This is a genomic window from Streptomyces sp. NPDC046122 (assembly GCF_056429965.1).
Genome location: NZ_JBWKLQ010000002.1, coordinates 319,800 through 338,578 on the forward strand (window position 1 = coordinate 319,800; position 18,779 = coordinate 338,578).

The 18,779-nt window shown below is 71.0% G+C and carries 14 protein-coding genes; 7 read left to right on the forward strand and 7 right to left on the reverse strand.

Going from position 1 to position 18,779, the window contains the following annotated elements; all coding sequences use genetic code 11:
- The first annotated feature begins 112 nt into the window (after positions 1-112).
- The 5 genes from AC07FK_RS06305 (at position 113) to AC07FK_RS06325 (ending at position 6,097) form a co-directional block, all read left to right on the forward strand.
- Positions 113-1,438: a DUF2252 domain-containing protein gene (locus AC07FK_RS06305; protein ID WP_479103070.1), complete on the forward strand. Its 1,326-nt coding sequence runs from the start codon at positions 113-115 to the stop codon at positions 1,436-1,438.
- A gap of 61 nt (positions 1,439-1,499) precedes the next feature.
- On the forward strand, positions 1,500-2,204 hold the full coding sequence (locus AC07FK_RS06310) for a hypothetical protein (protein WP_479103072.1): 705 nt from the start codon (positions 1,500-1,502) through the stop codon (positions 2,202-2,204).
- 57 nt (positions 2,205-2,261) lie between these two features.
- The gene (locus tag AC07FK_RS06315; protein ID WP_479103074.1) at positions 2,262-3,077 is read left to right on the forward strand and encodes a DsbA family protein; all 816 of its coding nucleotides are present in this window, start codon (positions 2,262-2,264) and stop codon (positions 3,075-3,077) included.
- 85 nt (positions 3,078-3,162) lie between these two features.
- On the forward strand, positions 3,163-4,818 hold the full coding sequence (locus AC07FK_RS06320) for an alkaline phosphatase D family protein (protein WP_479103076.1): 1,656 nt from the start codon (positions 3,163-3,165) through the stop codon (positions 4,816-4,818).
- 346 nt (positions 4,819-5,164) lie between these two features.
- Positions 5,165-6,097, forward strand: coding sequence for a zinc metalloprotease (locus AC07FK_RS06325; protein ID WP_479103915.1), 933 nt, complete (start codon positions 5,165-5,167; stop codon positions 6,095-6,097).
- 164 nt (positions 6,098-6,261) lie between these two features.
- Here AC07FK_RS06325 and AC07FK_RS06330 read toward each other — a convergent pair whose 3' ends face one another.
- Positions 6,262-6,831, reverse strand: coding sequence for a dienelactone hydrolase family protein (locus AC07FK_RS06330; protein ID WP_479103078.1), 570 nt, complete (start codon positions 6,829-6,831; stop codon positions 6,262-6,264).
- Positions 6,832-6,861: 30 nt separating this feature from the next.
- Between AC07FK_RS06330 and AC07FK_RS06335 the strand changes: the two genes are divergently transcribed.
- Positions 6,862-7,953, forward strand: a complete 1,092-nt coding sequence (locus AC07FK_RS06335; RefSeq protein WP_479103080.1) for a mechanosensitive ion channel family protein — start codon at positions 6,862-6,864, stop codon at positions 7,951-7,953.
- 21 nt (positions 7,954-7,974) lie between these two features.
- On the opposite strand, the gene AC07FK_RS06340 is transcribed toward AC07FK_RS06335, so the two are convergent.
- From AC07FK_RS06340 to AC07FK_RS06360, 5 genes are all read right to left on the reverse strand, one after another.
- Entirely contained in the window at positions 7,975-9,561 is a 1,587-nt protein-coding gene (locus AC07FK_RS06340) for a Na+/H+ antiporter (protein WP_479103082.1), read from the reverse strand.
- A gap of 53 nt (positions 9,562-9,614) precedes the next feature.
- Positions 9,615-10,610 (reverse strand): glycoside hydrolase family 5 protein, encoded by a 996-nt coding sequence (locus AC07FK_RS06345; protein ID WP_479103084.1) that lies wholly within the window; start codon positions 10,608-10,610, stop codon positions 9,615-9,617.
- A gap of 275 nt (positions 10,611-10,885) precedes the next feature.
- Complete coding sequence (locus AC07FK_RS06350) at positions 10,886-11,827, reverse strand: RluA family pseudouridine synthase (RefSeq protein ID WP_479103086.1); 942 nt, start codon at positions 11,825-11,827, stop codon at positions 10,886-10,888.
- Positions 11,828-11,844: 17 nt separating this feature from the next.
- On the reverse strand, positions 11,845-12,441 hold the full coding sequence (gene lspA, locus AC07FK_RS06355) for a signal peptidase II (RefSeq protein ID WP_479103088.1): 597 nt from the start codon (positions 12,439-12,441) through the stop codon (positions 11,845-11,847).
- A 93-nt stretch (positions 12,442-12,534) separates the two neighbouring features.
- Entirely contained in the window at positions 12,535-13,335 is an 801-nt protein-coding gene (locus AC07FK_RS06360) for a TraR/DksA family transcriptional regulator (protein WP_479103090.1), read from the reverse strand.
- Between the two features lie 564 nt (positions 13,336-13,899).
- Between AC07FK_RS06360 and ileS the strand changes: the two genes are divergently transcribed.
- Positions 13,900-17,043, forward strand: coding sequence for an isoleucine--tRNA ligase (gene ileS, locus AC07FK_RS06365; protein WP_479103092.1), 3,144 nt, complete (start codon positions 13,900-13,902; stop codon positions 17,041-17,043).
- A 502-nt stretch (positions 17,044-17,545) separates the two neighbouring features.
- Here the strand turns inward: ileS and AC07FK_RS06370 are convergent.
- A complete protein-coding gene (locus tag AC07FK_RS06370) occupies positions 17,546-18,748 on the reverse strand; it encodes a DivIVA domain-containing protein (RefSeq protein WP_479103094.1) in 1,203 nt (400 codons plus the stop codon).
- Positions 18,749-18,779 lie beyond the last annotated feature (31 nt).

The following is an 18,779-nucleotide window of genomic DNA, read 5'->3' on the forward strand; positions in this document are numbered from 1 at the left end:
TACGTCGGCCGACTGACAGCGAAGGGGCACTCACGAGTACGGTCGGGCGTTGGACACGGGGAACGCCCTGTCCATTTTGTCAAAGACGTCATGCACCAGGAGGCCACCGGCGATGTCGGTCCAGCAGACAGACGCCGCTCAGCGCGGCGAGCAGATCCTCGCCGTCTTCGACACCGCGTTCGGCACGCTCCTGGCCGCCGACCCCGCCGCCTTCCGGGTGAAGTTCCGCAAGATGGCCGCCTCCGCCTTCGCCTTCTACCGGGGCACGGCCTGCCTGTTCTACGCCGACCTGGAGCGCGAGCAGCACGGCGGCCCGTACCTGGACGAGCGGACCGGCCGGGTGTGGATCCACGGCGACCTGCACGCCGAGAACTTCGGCACGTACATGGACTCCCAGGGCCGGCTGATCTTCAACGTCAACGACTTCGACGAGGCGTACGTCGGCCCTTTCACCTGGGACCTCAAGCGCTTCGCCGCGTCCGTCGCGCTCATCGGCTACACCAAGGCGCTCAGCGACGAGCAGATCACCGAGCTGGTGCTGACGTACGCCGCCGCCTACCGCGAGCGCATCCGCTCGCTGGCGACCGGCGCCAAGAATGACGAGGTGCCGCCCTTCACGCTGGACACGGCCGAGGGGCCGCTGCTGGGCGCGCTGCGCTCCGCCCGCTCGCTGACCCGCTTCGGGCTGCTCGACTCGATGACCGAGATCCGCGACTTCGAGCGCCGCTTCGCCCCCGGCGGCGGCTCCGTCGACCTCGACGCCGCCACCCGGTACAAGGTGCTCGCGGCCTTCGACGGCTATCTGGAGACGCTCCCCGAGGCGAGCCTGACCCGGCCCGACTCGTACCGGGTGAAGGACGTCGTCGGGCGGCGCGGCATCGGGATCGGTTCGGCCGGCCTGCCGTCGTACAACATCCTGCTCGAGGGCAACAGCGACGCCCTGGAGAACGACGTCGTCATCTACATGAAGCAGGCGCAGACCCCGGCGGTCTCCCGGCACATCACCGACGGCGCGGTCCGTGACTACTTCCAGCACGAGGGCCACCGCACGGTGATCTCGCAGCGCGCCCTCCAGGCGCACGCGGACCCGTGGCTCGGCTGGACGGAGCTGGACGGGGCCGGGCAACTGGTCGCGGAGGTCTCGCCGTACGCCGTGGACCTGGACTGGTCGGACATCGACGACCTGGACGAGATCGCCGCGGTCGTCGCCGACCTCGGCCGGGCGACGGCCACGATGCACTCGGCGGCGGACGACGAGAGCGGCCACTCGCTGGTGCCGTTCTCCACGGAACGGGCGATCGACGCGGCCATCGCGGGCGACGAGGAGAGCTTCGGGGACCTGCTGGTGGACTTCGCGCACACCTACGGGGCCCGGGCGCGGGCCGACCACCAGATCTTCGTCGACCTGTTCAGGAATGGCCGGATCCCCGGCCTCTGAGCGGCCGGTCCGCCGCGGCTTTAGGGCTCCCTTACAGGAAGCCGTGGCAAACTCCCGTCTCATGGACGTTTCCGGGACGCAGCTGAGGGTGGTGCGCGCGGCGGTCTTCACCGCGCTCGTCGTCACGCTCTCCGCCGCGTCCCACGTACTGCTCTCGCGGGTGCCGCTGCCGCTGACCGTGGTGGCGGGGATCGCCGCCGCCGTGTTCGCCGTCGCCTACGCGCTGGCGGGGCGGGAGCGCGGCTTCGGCGCGATCGCCGGCCTGCTCGTACCGCTGGAGCTGGCGGCCGACACCGTCTTCACCACCGGGCAGCACCTGTGTTACGGGGCAGCGGGCGGCCCGGTGGCGGGGTCCCTGCGCTCGGTCGGGTTCGACGTGCTGTGCGGCGGGAGCGGCGGGGCCGACAGCGGCCTCGGCGCGCCGCTCGTGGCGGCCACCGGCCCCCAGGAGAGCGTCGCGGCCCTCCTCGGCTCACCCGATCCCGCGCTGCCGTGGATGCTTCTGGCCGTGCATGTCGCGGTGGGCCTGCTCGCCGCGGCCTGGCTGCGGCGCGGTGAGGCGGCGCTCGCGGGCCTGGTGCGGAGCGTGGCGGTGTGCACCTTCCGGCCGCTGCTGATCGCCGTCGCCGTGACCGGCGCGGTCCGCCCGCCCGTACGCCGGGCGCCGCGGCCCGCCCGCCGGGTCCGTACCGCCGCTTCCGGCCGCCTGTTCGTGCACTCCGTAGGACGCAGGGGACCGCCGCGCCCGGCACTCGCTCACGCCTGAGCCCGGCCCGTCACCCCCTCGCCCCTCACTTCCTTTTCCCGTACGGAGAACACGACCATGAGCGCACGCAACAACCAGGCCAACAAGGCGGCTGCCCGCGAGCGGCTGCGCGTCGAGCGCGAACGCCAGGCCAAGAAGGACAGGACGCGCCGCCAGGGGATCGTCGCCCTGTCGATCGTCGGCGTCCTCGCCGCGGCCGGCGGCGTCGGCTACGCCGTCATGCAGGCGAACGAGCCCTCCGCCTGGGAGGCCGCCAAGAACGCGAAGCAGGTCGTCACGCCCGCCAACAGCGGGGGCGAGAACGGCACGACGGTCGTCGTCGGCGAGAAGGACGCGAAGAAGACGCTGGAGCTGTACGAGGACTCGCGCTGCCCCGTCTGCGCGACCTTCGAGCAGGCGAACGGCGAGACGATCAAGAAGGACGTCGCCGCCGGCAAGTACAAGGTCAAGTACATCGGCGCCACCTTCATCGACCGGACCCTCCCCGGCGAGGGCTCGCGGAACGCGCTGAGCGCGCTGGGCGCCGCGCTCGACGTCGGCCCCGAGGCGTTCCTGGAGTACAAGGGCGCGCTGTACTCGCACAAGAACCACCCGGCGGAGCAGGACGACAAGTTCGCCGATGACGACTACCTGATCAAGGTGGCCGACGAGGTGGACGCCCTCAAGGGCAACAAGAAGTTCCAGAAGAACGTGCAGGACGGCACCTTCGACGCCTGGGCGCTGAAGATGTCGGACGTCTTCGACAAGAGCGGCGTGAAGGGCACTCCGGCGCTCAGGATGGACGGCAAGGCCGTCACCGGTTCGGACGGCAAGAACCCGCCCATGACGCCCGCCGAGTTCAAGAACGCGATCGACAAGGCCCTCAAGGGCTGACCGCAGCACGGCAGTTCGGCCAAGGGTGGGCGAACGTTTCGGCGTTTGCCCACCCTTGAGCCGTACTGATCAGTAATGTTCGGCCGTGACCAGTCGATTCACTGCATCCCCCAGCCGCCGCACGGTCGTCAAGGCCGCTGCCGCCACCGCTGTCTCCGTTCCCGTCGTCGCCGCTGCCGGCTCGAACACCGCCGTCGCGGCCACCGCCGTACCCGCGCCCGCCTTCCTCCACGGAGTCGCCTCCGGCGACCCGCTGCCCGACGGCGTCCTGCTGTGGACCCGAATAACCCCCGTCCCGGACGCCGTCCCCGGTTCCGGCAAGGGACCCGATGTCGCGGTGGGCTGGGAGGTCGCCGAGGACAAGGGGTTCGCGAAGACCGTCGCCCGCGGCGCCACGACGGCGCGGGCCGCGACCGACCACACCGTCAAGGTCGACGTGCGGGGTCTCGCCGAGGCGAGCACCTACTACTTCCGCTTCACCGCGGGCGACGCGGTGTCCCCCGTGGCCCGCACCCGTACCGCCCCCGCCGCCGACGCCGCCACGCCGGGGGTGCGCTTCGGCGTCGTCTCCTGCGCCAACTGGGAGTCGGGCTACTTCTCGGCGTACCGGCACCTCGCCGCCCGCACCGACCTCGACGCCGTGCTGCACCTCGGCGACTACCTCTACGAGTACGCGACCGGCGGCTACCCCACCGCCCCGTACGTCGTGCGGCAGCACGAGCCGGCCCACGAGATCCTCACGCTCGCGGACTACCGCACGCGCCACGGCACGTACAAGACGGACGCCGACCTCCAGGCCCTGCACGCCGCGCACCCCGTCATCGCCATCTGGGACGACCACGAGCTGGCCAACGACGCCTGGTCCGGCGGCGCCGAGAACCACACGCCGGGCGCCGAGGGCGAGTGGGCCGCCCGCGTGGCCGCCGCGAAGCAGGCGTACTTCGAATGGATGCCGGTCCGCGCCTCGACCGAGGGCACCGTCTACCGCCGCCTGCGCTTCGGCAAGCTGGCCGATCTGCACCTCCTCGACCTGAGATCCTTCCGCTCCGAGCAGGCGAAGACCGGCAGCGGCTCGGTGGACGATCCGGAGCGCACGCTCACCGGCCGGGCCCAGCTGGACTGGCTCAAGTCGGGCCTCGCCTCCTCCGACGCCGCCTGGAAGCTGGTCGGCACCTCGGTGATGATCTCGCCGGTGGCCTTCGGGTCCGTGCCGGCCCATCTCCTGGAGCCGCTGGCCGATTTGACGGGCCTGCCCAAGGAGGGCCTCGCGGTCAACGTGGACCAGTGGGACGGCTACACCGACGACCGCAGGGAGCTGATCACCCACCTCAGGGACCGGGCGATCCGCAACACCGTCTTCCTGACCGGCGACATCCACATGGCGTGGGCCAACGACGTGCCGGTCAAGGCCGCGACGTACCCGCTGTCGGCGTCGGCGGCGACCGAGTTCGTCGTCACGTCGGTGTCCTCGGACAACCTGGACGACATCCTGCACGTCGCCCCGCAGACCGTCTCGCTGGCCGCCGCGACGGCCGTCAGGGCCGCCAACCGCCATGTGAAGTGGGTGGACATGGACTCCCACGGATACGGCGTCCTCGACGTCACGAGCGAGCGCTCGCAGATGGACTACTACGTCGTCTCCGACAAGGCGCGGCGGGACGCGACCTCGAAGTGGACGCGCTCGTACCGCACGCTCAGCGGAACGCAGAAGGTCGAGCGCGTGAACCAACCGGTTCACTGACAGTCGATTTTCAGCCATCGCGCGGCCTGTTACGGGCAGATCACGCCAGGAGGCGGGTGGTGTTAATTCGCCATCCGAATGCGGACACACCGCCCGCCTCGGTAGCCCCACGGCTTACCCGCTCATCTCAAAGTCCGGACCAGGCCGAAACTTTTCGTCCCCATGCCCCAATTGACCTACGGATTGATTGGGCTTGATCGCTTCTCTTCAACTTCTGACATGCACACATAACCTCCGGGCAGCGGCGAGGAAAACCCACCCTCGCCCACCCCCGCGAGGAGTCAACGTGCGTGCTCTTGCCCGTATATCCCCCCTTCTGCGCAAGCGGTTCATCGGTACGGCGGTGATGGCCGGAACCCTGGCCCTCTCCACCCTTTCCGCCCCCGCCGGCGTCGCCGCCGCCAAGGCGCCCGCCGACAAGTGCGTCGAGGAGACCGGCGTGAGCGCCGCCCGCGAGGCGCGGCCCTCCGGCGACCAGCACGCCAACGAGCCCAACGAGGTGACCGCCGCCAAGGCCAAGGCCATGGACGCGGACCTGCGCAAGAGACTCGACAAGCTGCGCACGTCGGGCGGCGCGGCCCGGGGCTTCTCCGCCTCCGCCGTGACGACCATTCCCGTGTACTTCCACGTCGTGCACAGCGGCACCACCGGCAAGCTCTCGGCGACCGACATCAACAACCAGATGGCTGTCCTGAACTCGGCGTTCGGCGGCCAGGGCACCGGCAACGTCAACTCGAACTTCCAGTTCACGCTGGCCGGTACGGACTACACGGACAACGCCTCCTGGTACAACCTGGCGTCCGGCTCGACCGCCGAGAAGCAGATGAAGTCGACCCTGCGCAAGGGCGGCGCCGGCGCGCTGAACTTCTACACCGCCAACCTCAGCGGCGGCCTGCTCGGCTGGGCGACCTTCCCGAGCTCGTACAACTCCAACCCGAGCATGGACGGCGTCGTCGTGCTCGACAAGTCACTCCCCGGCGGCAGCTCCGCGAACTACAACGAGGGCGACACCGCCACCCACGAGGTCGGCCACTGGATGGGCCTTTACCACACGTTCCAGGGCGGCTGCAACGGAAACGGCGACTACGTCACCGACACCCCGGCCGAGAAGAGCGCCGCGTACCAGTGCCCCACCGGCCGTGACTCCTGCGCCAGCAAGACCGGCGTCGACCCCGTCCACAACTTCATGGACTACACGTACGACAACTGCATGTACCAGTTCACCGCGGGTCAGGTCACGCGGATGACGGACAACTGGACCGCGTACCGCGCCGGCTGACCACGGGGGCTTCTCCCCCGACGCCCTGAGGCACGTCCGGTGCTGGGGAAGTCCGGTGCCACGGCCCGGCCGGTGGCGCCGCGGCCTCGCGCATCCCGCGGAAGCGGGTACCGCGCGAGGCCGAGCGCCGGCCGGAATCAGCCACCACTCCCGTCAGGTGACGATCAGAGCGTCGCCAGGAACCCGGCCGCGACCTTCCACGTCTGCGCCGCCGCGTCCGCGTCGTAGTCCGGCAGGTCCGGATCCGTGAAGACGTGCCCGGCTCCCGGGTAGCGGTAGATCTCCACTTCGGCGCCGATCCTGCGCATCCGCAGGTACCAGGCGTTCAGCCAGTCCTCGGACTCGAAGGGGTCCGGCTCCGCGACGTGCAGCTGCACGGGCAGGTCGTGCACGGCCGCGTCCTCGGCGATGTCCGACGTCCCGTGCAGAAGCAGCAGGCCACGGGCCTTCTCGTCGCCCAGCGCCAGGTTCTGCGCGACGGACCCGCCGAAGGAGAAACCGGCGTACACGAGACCGTTCTCGGAGTGCGGGGCGGCGGCGAGGACGGCGCGGCGCAGGAGCTCGTCCCGGCCGATGCCGTCCTTGATCGCCATGCCCTCCTCCACGGTTTCGGCAGTTTGGCCCTCGAAGAGGTCGGGCACGTGCACCTGGTGCCCGGCGGCACGCAGCCGCTCTGCCGCGGCGTGCACCGCCGGGCGCAGACCGTAGACGGAGTGGAAAAGCATGATGTCCATCCCGCCATCCTCCCATTGAGCGTCGGAGTCATGGAGAACGTACTGCGCCCGTTGATCGTCATCGGCGGCTCGGTCGTGCTCACGCTGGTCGTCGGCTGGGCCGCCGACCTGCTGCTGCGCCGGACCGATGCCCGTCACCACGAGACCCCGCTGTGGGGCCTGCTGCGCCGCTGCCGGGTGCCACTCCAGGTCCTGATCCTCGCCGCCGTTCTGAGAGGGGCGTACGAGAAGACCGCCCTGGCGATCGTCCAGAACCACCGGGCCGGCATAGGCCAGGTCCTCTCCCTGGTGCTGATCGGCGCGAGCGCCTGGCTGGTGATACGCATCGCCTCCGCCGTCGTGGAGTCGTCGTACGCCCGCTACGCGTCCTCGACGCGCGATCCGGCACGGGTCCGGCGCGTCCGCACCCAGGTCACGCTGATCATGCGGATCGTCACCGCGGTCGTGGCGGTGGTGGCGGCGGGCGCGATGCTGATGACGTTCCCCGGCATGAAGACGGTCGGCACGTCGATGCTCGCCTCGGCCGGGATCATCGGCATCGTCGCCGGTGTCGCGGCCCAGTCGACCCTCGGCAACCTCTTCGCCGGATTCCAGATCGCCTTCGGCGACATGGTGCGCATAGGGGACACGGTGGTCGTGGACGGCGAGTGGGGCGTGGTCGAGGAGGTCACGCTGACGTTCCTGGCCGTACGCACCTGGGACGAGCGGCGGATCACCATGCCGGTGTCGTACTTCACCAGCAAGCCGTTCGAGAACTGGTCGCGCGGCGGCGCGCAGATGACCGGCACGGTCTTCCTGCACCTGGACCACACCGCGCCGGTGGACCTGATGCGCGAGAAGCTCCGGGAGATCCTGAGCATGTGCAAGGCCTGGGACGGCCGCGACTGGAGCCTGGCCGTCACCGACACGACGCCCAGCACGCTGGTCGTACGGGCGGTCGTCACCGCGAAGGACGCGGACGACGTGTGGACGGTCCGGTGCACCGTGCGCGAGCAGCTGATCGCCTGGCTGACCGAGAAGCACCCGTACGCGCTCCCCCGCATCGCCACCGCCGCGGCGGACCTGCCGCCGAGCGGCAAGCCGCCGGTCCCCGACGAGGAGCCGCGCATCGGGCGCGGCTAGCCCCCCGGGTGGGGTGGACCGCTACCGGAGGCTGCGCACGTCCAGGTGGTGCAGCACCCGGTCCACCACCTCGGGGTCGGCGCCGGGTTCGCTGCGTGCGGAGAGCACCTCGTGCCGCGCGGCCGACATCATCTCGCGCTGGATCCGGTGCACCGACCTGACCCGCTCGGCGCGCTGCGCGAACGCCTCGCGCCGCTCGTCGTCCACGATCTCGGGACTGATCCTGGCCCCGATGTCCCACGCGCCGCGCTGGAGCCGGTCCAGGACGTCGTCCGGCAGCTCCTCCACCTCCTGGATCTCCTTGAGCCTGCGCTTGGCCGCCTTCGCGGCCCGTACCGCCAGGTCGTGTTCGAGCTCGCGCTCCGCGCCCGTGTCCGCGCGGACGCCGAGCAGGTGCACCAGGCGCGGCAGGGTCAGCCCCTGGACGAGCAGGGTGGCCATGATGACGGAGAACGCGATGAACACGATCTCGTCGCGCGCCGGGAACGGCGAGCCGTCGTCCGTCTTGAGCGGAATGGCCAGGGCCAGCGCGACCGACGCCACGCCCCGCATCCCCGACCACCACATCACGACCGTCTCGCGCCAGCTGACGGGGATGTCCTCGTCGACGTCGCGGAGCGTGTGCAGCCGCTTGGCCAGCCAGGTCGCGGGCAGCAGCCACGCCAGCCGTACGCCGACGACCACGGCGACGACCGCCGCGCCCCAGCCGAGCATCTGGCCCAGGCGCTCCTCGGCCGTACCGAAGACGTTGTGCAGCTCGAGTCCGATGAGGCCGAAGGCGATACCGGTGACCAGGGTGTCGACGATCTGCCAGAAGGTGTTCCCGGCGAGGCGGCCGAGCACGTCGTCGGCGTCCACGGCGTGCTCCGCGAGGTACAGCGCGATGACGAGGACGGCGAGCACGCCGGACCCCTTGAACTCCTCGGCCAGGACGTACGCGACGAAGGGGGCCAGCAGCGTCAGGCTGATCTGGAGGGTCGCGTCGCCGAGGTAGCCCATCAGCTTGTCGGTGACCCACCCGAGCCCGAATCCGGCGACGACGGCCACGAGGGCGGACAGGACGAAGTCCCCGACCGCGTTCGGCCAGGAGAAGGTGCCGCTCACCGCCGCCGCGATGGCCACGTGGTAGAGCACGATGGCCGTCACGTCGTTGAACAGCCCCTCGCCCTCCAGGATCGACACGAGCCGCCGCGGCAGCCCCAGCGACCCGGCCACGGCGGTGGCCGCGACCGGGTCGGGCGGGGCGACGAGCGCGCCCAGCGCGATGGCCGCGGCGACCGGCAGCCCGGGAACCAGGGCGCCGGCCACCGCGGCCACCGCCGCCGTCGTCACGAAGACGAGCGCCACCGCGAGCAGCAGGATGGGCCTGACGTTCGCGGCGAACTGCCGCCAGGAGGTGCGCTGCACGGCGGCGTACAGCAGGGGCGGCAGGACCAGCGGCAGGATGTACTCGGGCGGGACCTCGACGTTCGGCACGAACGGCAGCAGCGCGAGGACGATCCCGGCGACCGTCATCAGCACCGGAGCCGGCAGCCCGAGACGCTCCCCCAGAGGCACCGTGACGACGGCCCCCAGCAGCAGCAGGAACAGCAGGGCCAACTGGTCCACGGCGCACCTTCCGGCGGTTCGGAGTCTTGACGATCAAGACCCCAAGGGTGCCACTACTCGCGGATCCGCTGGCGGATCCAGACCCCGGCCTCCTTCAGCACGGCGGTTCCGGCCCAGGTCCCGCCGTCGCAGACGCCCGTCTTGAAGACGGCCCCCGAGCGGTGGTCGTCGGAGTAGTTCCAGTTGGTCCAGGAGATCTTCTTGCGCTTCATCAGGTCGAGGAAGCGCTGGGACTGGGCGAAGTCGTTGGCGCCCTCACCCGCGTAGTCCTGCGTGCCGAACTCGGTGACGAAGACGGGGAGCCGGTCGGAGGCGCGGTCGAGGGCGGCCAGGTACTCGCCCCGGTGCGAGGCGGCGTAGAAGTGGAAGGTGTACATGATGTTGGAGGCGTTCACCGGGTTGCGGACCACCTCCTGCTCGTCCGCGCCCTCCGAGACGCCGAACGACGACCAGGCGCGCGTGCCGACCAGCACCACGGCGTCCGGGTCCTGGGCCCTGATGACGGGGATGATCTTCTCGGCGTACGCCTTGATCTTCGACCAGCTCACCCCCGAGGGCTCGTTGGCTATCTCGTAGAGCACCCCCGGGTGGTCCTTGTACCTCTTCGCCATCGCCGTGAAGAAGGTCCTGGCGCGCGCGAGGTTGTGGTCCGGGTCACCCGGGTCCAGCATGTGCCAGTCGACCACGGCGTACATGCCGCGCCGGTGGGCGCCGTCGACGAACTTCTGGGCGAGCGCGGTGAAGCGCTGCGGGTCGGTCTCGTAGCCGCCCTCCTGTACGTACGTCGAGACGCGCAGCACGTCGGCGCGCCAGTCGCCGGCGAGGGCGTCCAGCGATCCGTCGGTGACGCACCGGGCGTACCACTGCGTGCCGTGGGTGCTCATGCCGCGCAGCTGGACGGCCTGGCCCTGCTCGTCGCAGAGCTGGCGGCCGCAGACTTTGAGCTGTCCGCCGGCGGAGAGGGGGGTGGGGGTCCCGGTGGCGTCGACGGGCGTCTGGAGCGCCATCACGACGGCGAGCGCCGAGGCGAAGAGCAGGGGTTTGCGCATGGGGGTTGTGCTCCCTTCGGGTGGGGGTTCCGGTACGGGAGTTCGCGTGAAAGTTAGGATTGTTTACAGTTGCCGTCAAGAGTGTTGGGAAAGTTTCCTAACTATTCAGGAGCAGTGAAAAGGGGCCACAGCACTGAGCTGTGGCCCCTGAGCGCTTCTGAGCTGCACCGAGAGCACGCGACGCGTCACGCGCCGCGGAATCCCCGGGTCCGGGACACCGGCCCCTTACGCAGCGTCCCCATCGGCCCCCGCGGCGCCGGGTACGGGACGGTCGTTCACTCGCTCTCGGCGCGGATCACGTCCAGCGCCTTCTGCAGATCGGCCGGGTACGCGCTCTGGAACTCGACCCACTGCCCGTCCGAGGGGTGCTCGAAGCCGAGCCGCATCGCGTGCAGCCACTGCCGCGTGAGGCCGAGCCGCTTGCCCATCGTCGGGTCGGCGCCGTACGTCGTGTCGCCCACGCAGGGGTGCCGGTGCGCGGACATGTGCACGCGGATCTGGTGCGTGCGCCCCGTCTCCAGCTTGATGTCGAGGAGCGACGCCGCGCGGAACGCCTCGATCAGGTCGTAGTGCGTGACGGAGGGCTTGCCCTCGGCCGTCACGGCCCACTTGTAGTCGTGGTTGGGGTGGCGCCCGATCGGGGCGTCGATCGTGCCGCTCATCGGGTCCGGGTGGCCCTGGACCAGCGCGTGGTACTTCTTCACGACGACGCGGTCCCGGAACTGCGCCTTGAGCAGCGTGTACGCCCGCTCCGACTTGGCCACGACCATCAGGCCCGACGTGCCGACGTCGAGGCGGTGCACGATGCCCTGGCGCTCGGCCGCGCCCGAGGTCGAGATGCGGTAGCCGGCGGCGGCGAGGCCGCCGATCACGGTGGTGCCGGTCCAGCCGGGGCTGGGGTGCGCGGCGACGCCCACCGGCTTGTCGATGACGACGATGTCGTCGTCGTCGTGCACGATCTCCATGCCCTCGACGGGCTCGGCGACGATCTGCACGGGGGCTGCGGCCTGCGGCATCTCCACCTCGAGCCAGGCCCCGCCCCGGACCCGCTCGGACTTCCCGACCACCGACCCGTCGACCTGGACCTTCCCGGCGGCGGCGAGCTCGGCCGCCTTCGTACGGGAGAACCCGAACATCCGGGAGATGGCGGCGTCGACGCGCTCGCCCTCGAGGCCGTCGGGAACGGGCAGGGTGCGGAACTCGGGAATGGTACTCACCCGTCGAGTATGCCTTGTCAGTCCTTGTGGACAGTGCCGTCGGGGTCCAGACCCCGGAACGACAGGATCACAATGAGGATGCCGCCGCACACGATGGCGGAGTCCGCGAGGTTGAAGACCGCGAAGTTCGCCGGGGCGATGAAGTCCACGACTGCGCCCTTGAAGACGCCGGGCGAACGGAAGATCCGGTCGGTGAGGTTGCCGAGCGCGCCACCGAGCAGCAGCCCCAGGGCGATGGCCCAGGGCAGGCTGTAGAGCTTGCGCGCGAGCCGGGCGATCACCACGATGACGGACGCCGCGATGACCGTGAAGAGCACGGTGAACGCCTCGCCGATGCCGAAGGCGGCGCCCGCGTTCCTGATCGCCTCGAACCGCAGCAGGTCGCCGACGACCTCGATCGGCTCGTGGTGCTCCAGCTTGGCCACCACGAGCATCTTGGTGCTCAGATCGAGCAGGTAGGCCACGAGCGCCACGCCGAAGAGCACAGCGATCCGGCGCTTGCCCCTGCTCGCCGGCTGCCCGTCGGGGGCCGCCGCATCGGAGGACTCCTCCGGCTCGGGTCCCCCTGCCTCAGGGGTGTCCGGCGTACCGATGATGCGCTCCGCCTCTGCCACGTGAGTCCCTCAACCTAGGTGCCTGACTGAGCACGAGGGTACGGCACACACGTACGGACGGCCTCGGTGGCCGGTCGCAACCCGGTGGCGGCGTCAGGAGCGGCGCTCCTGCTTCTGCTTGTCCTCCACGCACAGCGTGGCGCGCGGGAAGGCCTGCATGCGCGCCTTGCCGATGGGCTTCCCGCAGACCTCGCAGAGCCCGTACGTGCCGGCGTCCAGGCGCTCCAGGGCCCGCTCGGTCTGCTCCAGGCGCTCGCGGGCGCTCGCGGCCAGGGCCAGCTCGTACTCGCGGGAGATGTTCTTGGTGCCGGTGTCGGCCTCGTCGTGGCCCGCGCCGTCCCCGGAGTCGCGCATCAGCCCGGTCACCGCCTCCTCCGACGCGCTGATCTCGGCCCGCAGGCCGGCGACGTCGTTCTCCAGCTCGGCCCGGGCCTCGGCGACCTCCTCCGGGGTCCACGGGTCCTCACCCGGCCGGACGGCGAGTTCGCCGGGGGCCGCGGGGGCGACCGTAAGGGTCGGGGGTGCGGCTGCCGCCGTCACCGGGGCCGCCTTCTTCGCCGCTGTGGCCCTGCTCGCGGTCTTCTTCGCAACCACCGTCTTGGCTCCTGTCTCTTCCGCGGCCTGGGCCGCCCCCTTGGCCGCAGGAGCGGCCTTCTTCGCAGCCGCCTTCTCTGCAGGCGCCTTCCCGGCCGTCGTGGCCGCCCCGGCCTTCCTGGCGGGAGCGGCCTTCTTCGCGGCCGCCTTCTTGGCCGCTACCGCCTTCTCGGCGGCCGTCTTCTTCGCAGCACTCTTCCTGGCAGCGGCCTTCTTCGCGACGGCCTGCTCCGCGACGGCGCCGTTCTCCGCCGCGCCGGTCCCGTCTGCGCTCTGTGCGGCGGTCTTCTTAGCCACCATGGCCGCGGCCCCTTCACATATTGTGATCTTGCTCGCGCATCGTGCTGGGACGATAAGTCGACTCCAGCCCCGCGGCAACGGGGCACGCCGCCGGTCGGCCCCCGCCGCCTGCCGGGCGCGACGAGCCTGCATCGGTTGTGCCCAGCTCTCCGCCGGGTAATCCGCTCCGGGAGGCGCGGGTGCGGCGCGAGGCGGCGCGTATGGCCATTCGGGCTAGCGGCGCGTGCCCGGGCGGGCACGCGAAAACCGGCGGCCGCCCGGCGCCGCGGCCCGTACACTGGGCGAAGCGAAAGGCCTCGAAGGGGACGAGTAGCGCCGTACGCAGCCAAGAGCGATCCGGGGACGGTGTGAGCCCGGCGGCGAGCGCGGCGTGAAGCATCACCCCTGAGCCGCCGGAAGAACGCTTTGGACCGCGGGCCCCGCCCGCGGACGCAAGGCCAGTAGAACCGGCATCGCTGCCCCAATGAGGGGGTCACGGGCGCCGCCCGTGGCCAAGGAGGGTGGTACCGCGGGAGCTAGCGCTCTCGTCCCTCCGACGGAAGTCACAGTCCGCCGGAGGAATCGATGTCGCTGTACCGCCAGGTGCCCGCCCAGGTCGACCTTCCCGCGCTCGAGCACGCCGTGCTCGATTTCTGGCGCGAGAACAAGGTCTTCTCGAAGAGTCTCGAACAGTCCGAAGGGCGCCCCGAGTGGGTGTTCTACGAGGGCCCGCCCACCGCCAACGGCATGCCGGGCGCGCACCACATCGAGGCCCGCGTCTTCAAGGACGTCTTCCCGCGCTTCCGCACCATGCGCGGCTACCACGTGGCCCGCAAGGCCGGCTGGGACTGCCACGGCCTGCCGGTCGAGCTCGCCGTCGAGAAGGAACTGGGCTTCAACGGCAAGAAGGACATCGAGGCGTACGGCATCGCGGAGTTCAACGCGAAGTGCCGCGAGTCGGTGACCCGCCACACCGACGCCTTCGCCGAGCTCACGACCCGCATGGGCTACTGGGTCGACCTCGACGACGCCTACCGGACGATGGACCCGTCGTACGTCCAGTCGGTCTGGTGGTCCCTGAAGGAGATCTTCAACAAGGACCTGCTGGTCCAGGACCACCGCGTCGCCCCCTGGTGCCCCCGCTGCGGCACCGGCCTGTCCGACCACGAGCTGGCGCAGGGCTACGAGACGGTCGTCGACCCCTCGGTCTTCGTCCGCTTCCCGCTGACCTCCGGCCCGCTCGCGGGCGAGGCGTCGCTGCTGATCTGGACGACGACCCCGTGGACCCTGGTGTCCAACACGGCGGTGGCGGCCCACCCCGACGTCACCTACGTCGTCGCCACCGACGGCGAGGAGAAGCTGGTCGTCGCCCAGCCTCTCCTGGAGAAGTCCCTGGGCGAGGGCTGGGAGGCCACCGGGCAGACCTTCACCGGCGCGCAGATGGAGCGCTGGACGTACGAGCGCCCCTTCGCGCTGGTGGAGTTCCCGTCCGAGGCCCACTTCGTCGTCAACGCCGACTACGTGACCACCGAGGACGGCACGGGTCTGGTCCACCAGGCCCCGGCGTTCGGCGAGGACGACCTCAGGACCTGCCGGGCGTACGGCCTGCCGGTCGTGAACCCGGTGCTCGCCGACGGCACCTTCGCCCCGGAGGTGTCCCTCGTGGGCGGCCAGTTCTTCAAGAAGGCCGATGAGGCCCTCACCGAGGACCTGGGTGACCGCGGTCTCCTCTTCCGCCACGCCCCGTACGAGCACAGCTACCCGCACTGCTGGCGCTGCCACACCGCGCTCCTGTACTACGCGCAGCCGTCCTGGTACATCAGGACCACCGCGGTCAAGGACGCGATGCTGCGCGAGAACGAGAAGACGAACTGGTTCCCGGAGTCGGTGAAGCAGGGCCGTTTCGGCGACTGGCTGAACAACAACATCGACTGGGCGCTCTCCCGCAACCGCTACTGGGGCACCCCGCTGCCCATCTGGCGCTGCGAGGACGACCACCTGACGTGCGTGGGCTCGCTGGCCGAGCTCTCCGACCTCACGGGCGCCGACCAGTCGTCCCTTGACCCCCACCGGCCGTACATCGACGCGGTCACCTTCCCGTGCACCGGCGAGGGCTGCTCGCTGACGGCGACGCGCGTCCCCGAGGTCATCGACGCCTGGTACGACTCGGGCTCGATGCCGTTCGCGCAGTACGGCTACCCGTACGAGAACAAGGAGCTCTTCGAGCAGCGCTACCCGGCGCAGTTCATCTCGGAGGCGATCGACCAGACCCGCGGCTGGTTCTACACGCTCATGGCGGTGGGCACGCTCGTCTTCGACAAGTCGTCGTACGAGAACGTCGTCTGCCTGGGCCACATCCTGGCCGAGGACGGCCGGAAGATGTCCAAGCACCTGGGCAACATCCTCCAGCCCATCCCGCTCATGGACCAGCACGGCGCGGACGCGGTGCGCTGGTTCATGGCGGCCGGCGGCTCCCCGTGGGCGGCCCGCCGGGTCGGCCACAGCACGATCCAGGAGGTCGTGCGCAAGACGCTCCTCACGTACTGGAACACGGTGGCCTTCCAGGCCCTGTACGCCCGTACGTCGAACTGGGCCCCCGGCGCCGCCGACCCGGCTCCGGCGGACCGCCCGGTCCTGGACCGCTGGCTGCTGTCCGAGCTGCACGCGCTGACGGACCAGGTCACACAGGCGCTGGAGTCGTACGACACCCAGCGGGCGGGCAAGCTGCTGTCCGCCTTCGTCGACGACCTGTCGAACTGGTACGTACGCCGCTCGCGCCGCCGCTTCTGGCAGGGCGACAAGGCGGCGCTGCGCACGCTGCACGACGTGGTGGAGACGGTCACGCGCCTGATGGCCCCGCTCACGCCGTTCATCACCGAGCGGGTCTGGCAGGACATGGTCGTCCCGGTCACGCCGGACGCCCCGGAGTCGGTCCACCTCTCGACGTGGCCCGAGCCGGACCTCTCGGCCATCGACCCGACCCTTTCCCGCCAGATGGCGCTGGTACGCCGCCTGGTGGAGCTGGGCCGCGCTACGCGGGCCGAGTCGGGCGTCAAGACCCGCCAGCCCCTCTCGCGCGCCCTGGTGGCCGCCTCGGGCTTCGAGACCCTGACGCCCGAGCTCCAGGCGCAGATCACCGAGGAGCTGAACGTCTCCTCGCTCGCCTCCCTCTCCGAGGTCGGCGGCTCGCTGGTCGACACGACCGCGAAGGCGAACTTCCGGGCCCTGGGCAAGCGCTTCGGCAAGGGTGTCCAGGCGGTGGCCAAGGCGGTGGCGGAGGCGGACGCGGCCGCGCTCTCGCTGGCCCTGCGCGAGGGCACGGCGACGGTCACGGTGGACGGCGAGAAGGTCTCCCTCTCCCCGGACGAGGTGATCATCACCGAGACGCCGCGCGAGGGCTGGTCGGTGGCCTCCGACTCGGGCGCGACGGTCGCCCTGGACCTGGAGATCACCCCCGGCCTGCGGCGCGCGGGTCTGGCCCGTGACGCGATCCGCCTGATCCAGGAGGCCCGCAAGAACAGCGGCCTGGACGTGGCGGACCGTATCGCCGTCCGCTGGTCGGCGGACTCCGCCGAGACGGCGGAGGCCCTCACCGAGCACGCGGGCCTGATCGCGGACGAGGTCCTGGCGCTGGACTTCGCCGCGGCGGAGGCGGACGCGTCGTACGGCGCCCCGTTCACGGACGAGTCCCTGTCCCTGACCTTCCGCCTGCGCAAGACGGAGGCGTAACCCCCCGCCGAAGGGCCCGGCCGACGACATCGGCCGGGCCCTTCGCCGTTCCTCCGGAGCGACGGCCCCACCCCCGGCCGGTCCTACTACAACGCCTCGATCAGCCATCCGGCCCAGTGCAGCCCGCCCAACCCACCCAAGCCCGTCCGCCGCCTGAGCCGATCCAGGCCGCCAGGGCGCCCCCTCCCCCGCCCTCGATCGCCGGTTCAGCCGTCCGGCGCCTGGGGGCCCTCCCCTTCCCCGTCCCGCCGATCCAGCCCGCCCGCCCGGGGCCCTCTCCCGCCGATTCAGCCCGTCCGGCGTTTGAGGACCGGGGCCCGGGGCGAACCCCGGTTCGGGAAGGGGCGGGTTGGGGAAAGCCCGCTGCAGGCGCCCCTCACGCACCCCACCGCACCCGCCCGGGCCCGCGTTCACGCGCAAAAGGGCCGGGCCCCGGGGAAAGAATCCCCGGGGCCCGGCCCTCAGCCTGCCGACGGCTACGCGCACAGCGCGCGCACGGCCGTCAGTTGTCGTCCTCGTCGATCAGGAAGCCGCGCATCGGCGACGGCGCCTGCTGCATCGGCTGCGGCGCCTGCGGACGGACCGGAGCCATCGGCTGGGTCATCGCCGGCGACATCTGCTGCTGGCCGCCGTACGACGGACCGTTCGAGGACGGGCCACCGTGGCCGCCCATGGACGGGTTGCCACCCATGGAGTGACCCATCGCACCCGCACCGGCCGGTGCCATCGACCCGCTCATCTGCGGGGCCGGCGGCAGCGACGCGGTCGCCGGGGTACGCGGCGGAGCCAGCGAGTCGTCCGCCTGGGTCTCCAGCTGACGCAGCTGGCTCTCCAGGTAGGACTTCAGACGGGTCCGGTACTCGCGCTCGAAGCCACGCAGGTCCTCGACCTTGCGCTCCAGCGTCGCGCGGGCGGACTCCAGCGAGCCCATCGCCACGCGGTGCTTCTCCTGCGCGTCCCGCTCCAGCGCGTCGGCCTTCGCACGGGCGTCCCGCTCCAGACCCTCGGCGCGGCTGCGAGCCTCACCGACGATCTTGTTGGCCTCGGAACGCGCCTCGGCGATCGCCTGGTCGGCGGTCTGCTGCGCCAGCGACAGGACACGGGCGGCGCTGTCGCCGCCGGGGCCCTGACCGGGCTGCGGGAGCTGCGGACCGTGGCCGCCCATGGGGCCGCCCATCGGACCGCCCATGCCCTGGCCCATCTGGCCCTGCATCTGGCCCTGGCCCATCTGGCCCTGGCCCATCTGCCCCTGCATCTGGCCCTGACCCATGGGACCCTGCCCCATCGGACCGGGACCGTGCTGGCCCTGCGGACCCTGGCCGAGCTGGCCCTGGCCGTGCTGGCCCTGCTGACCGTGGCCGCTGGGACCCGCGGGCAGCTGCGGCGCGCCACCGGGCAGCTGGGGCGGACCCATCTGCGGCGGCTGCTGCTGGACCGGCGGGCCGGATATGGCGGCGGGCACGGGTGCGCCGGGACGATCCTGCTGCTCCGGCGGCTTGCGCATACCCTGCTGCTGCTGGTTCTGCGCGGCGGCACGCGTCGCGGCGGCCAGCTTCGCGCGAAGATCCTCGTTCTCGCGCAGCAGGCGCGTCAGTTCAGCTTCGACCTCGTCGAGGAAGGCATCGACCTCGTCCTCGTCATAGCCTTCTCGGAGGCGGACGGTCGTGAACTGCTTGTTCCGCACGTCCTCGGGGGTCAACGGCATCTCTTCTTCACCTCTACGTAGTCGTCGGCAG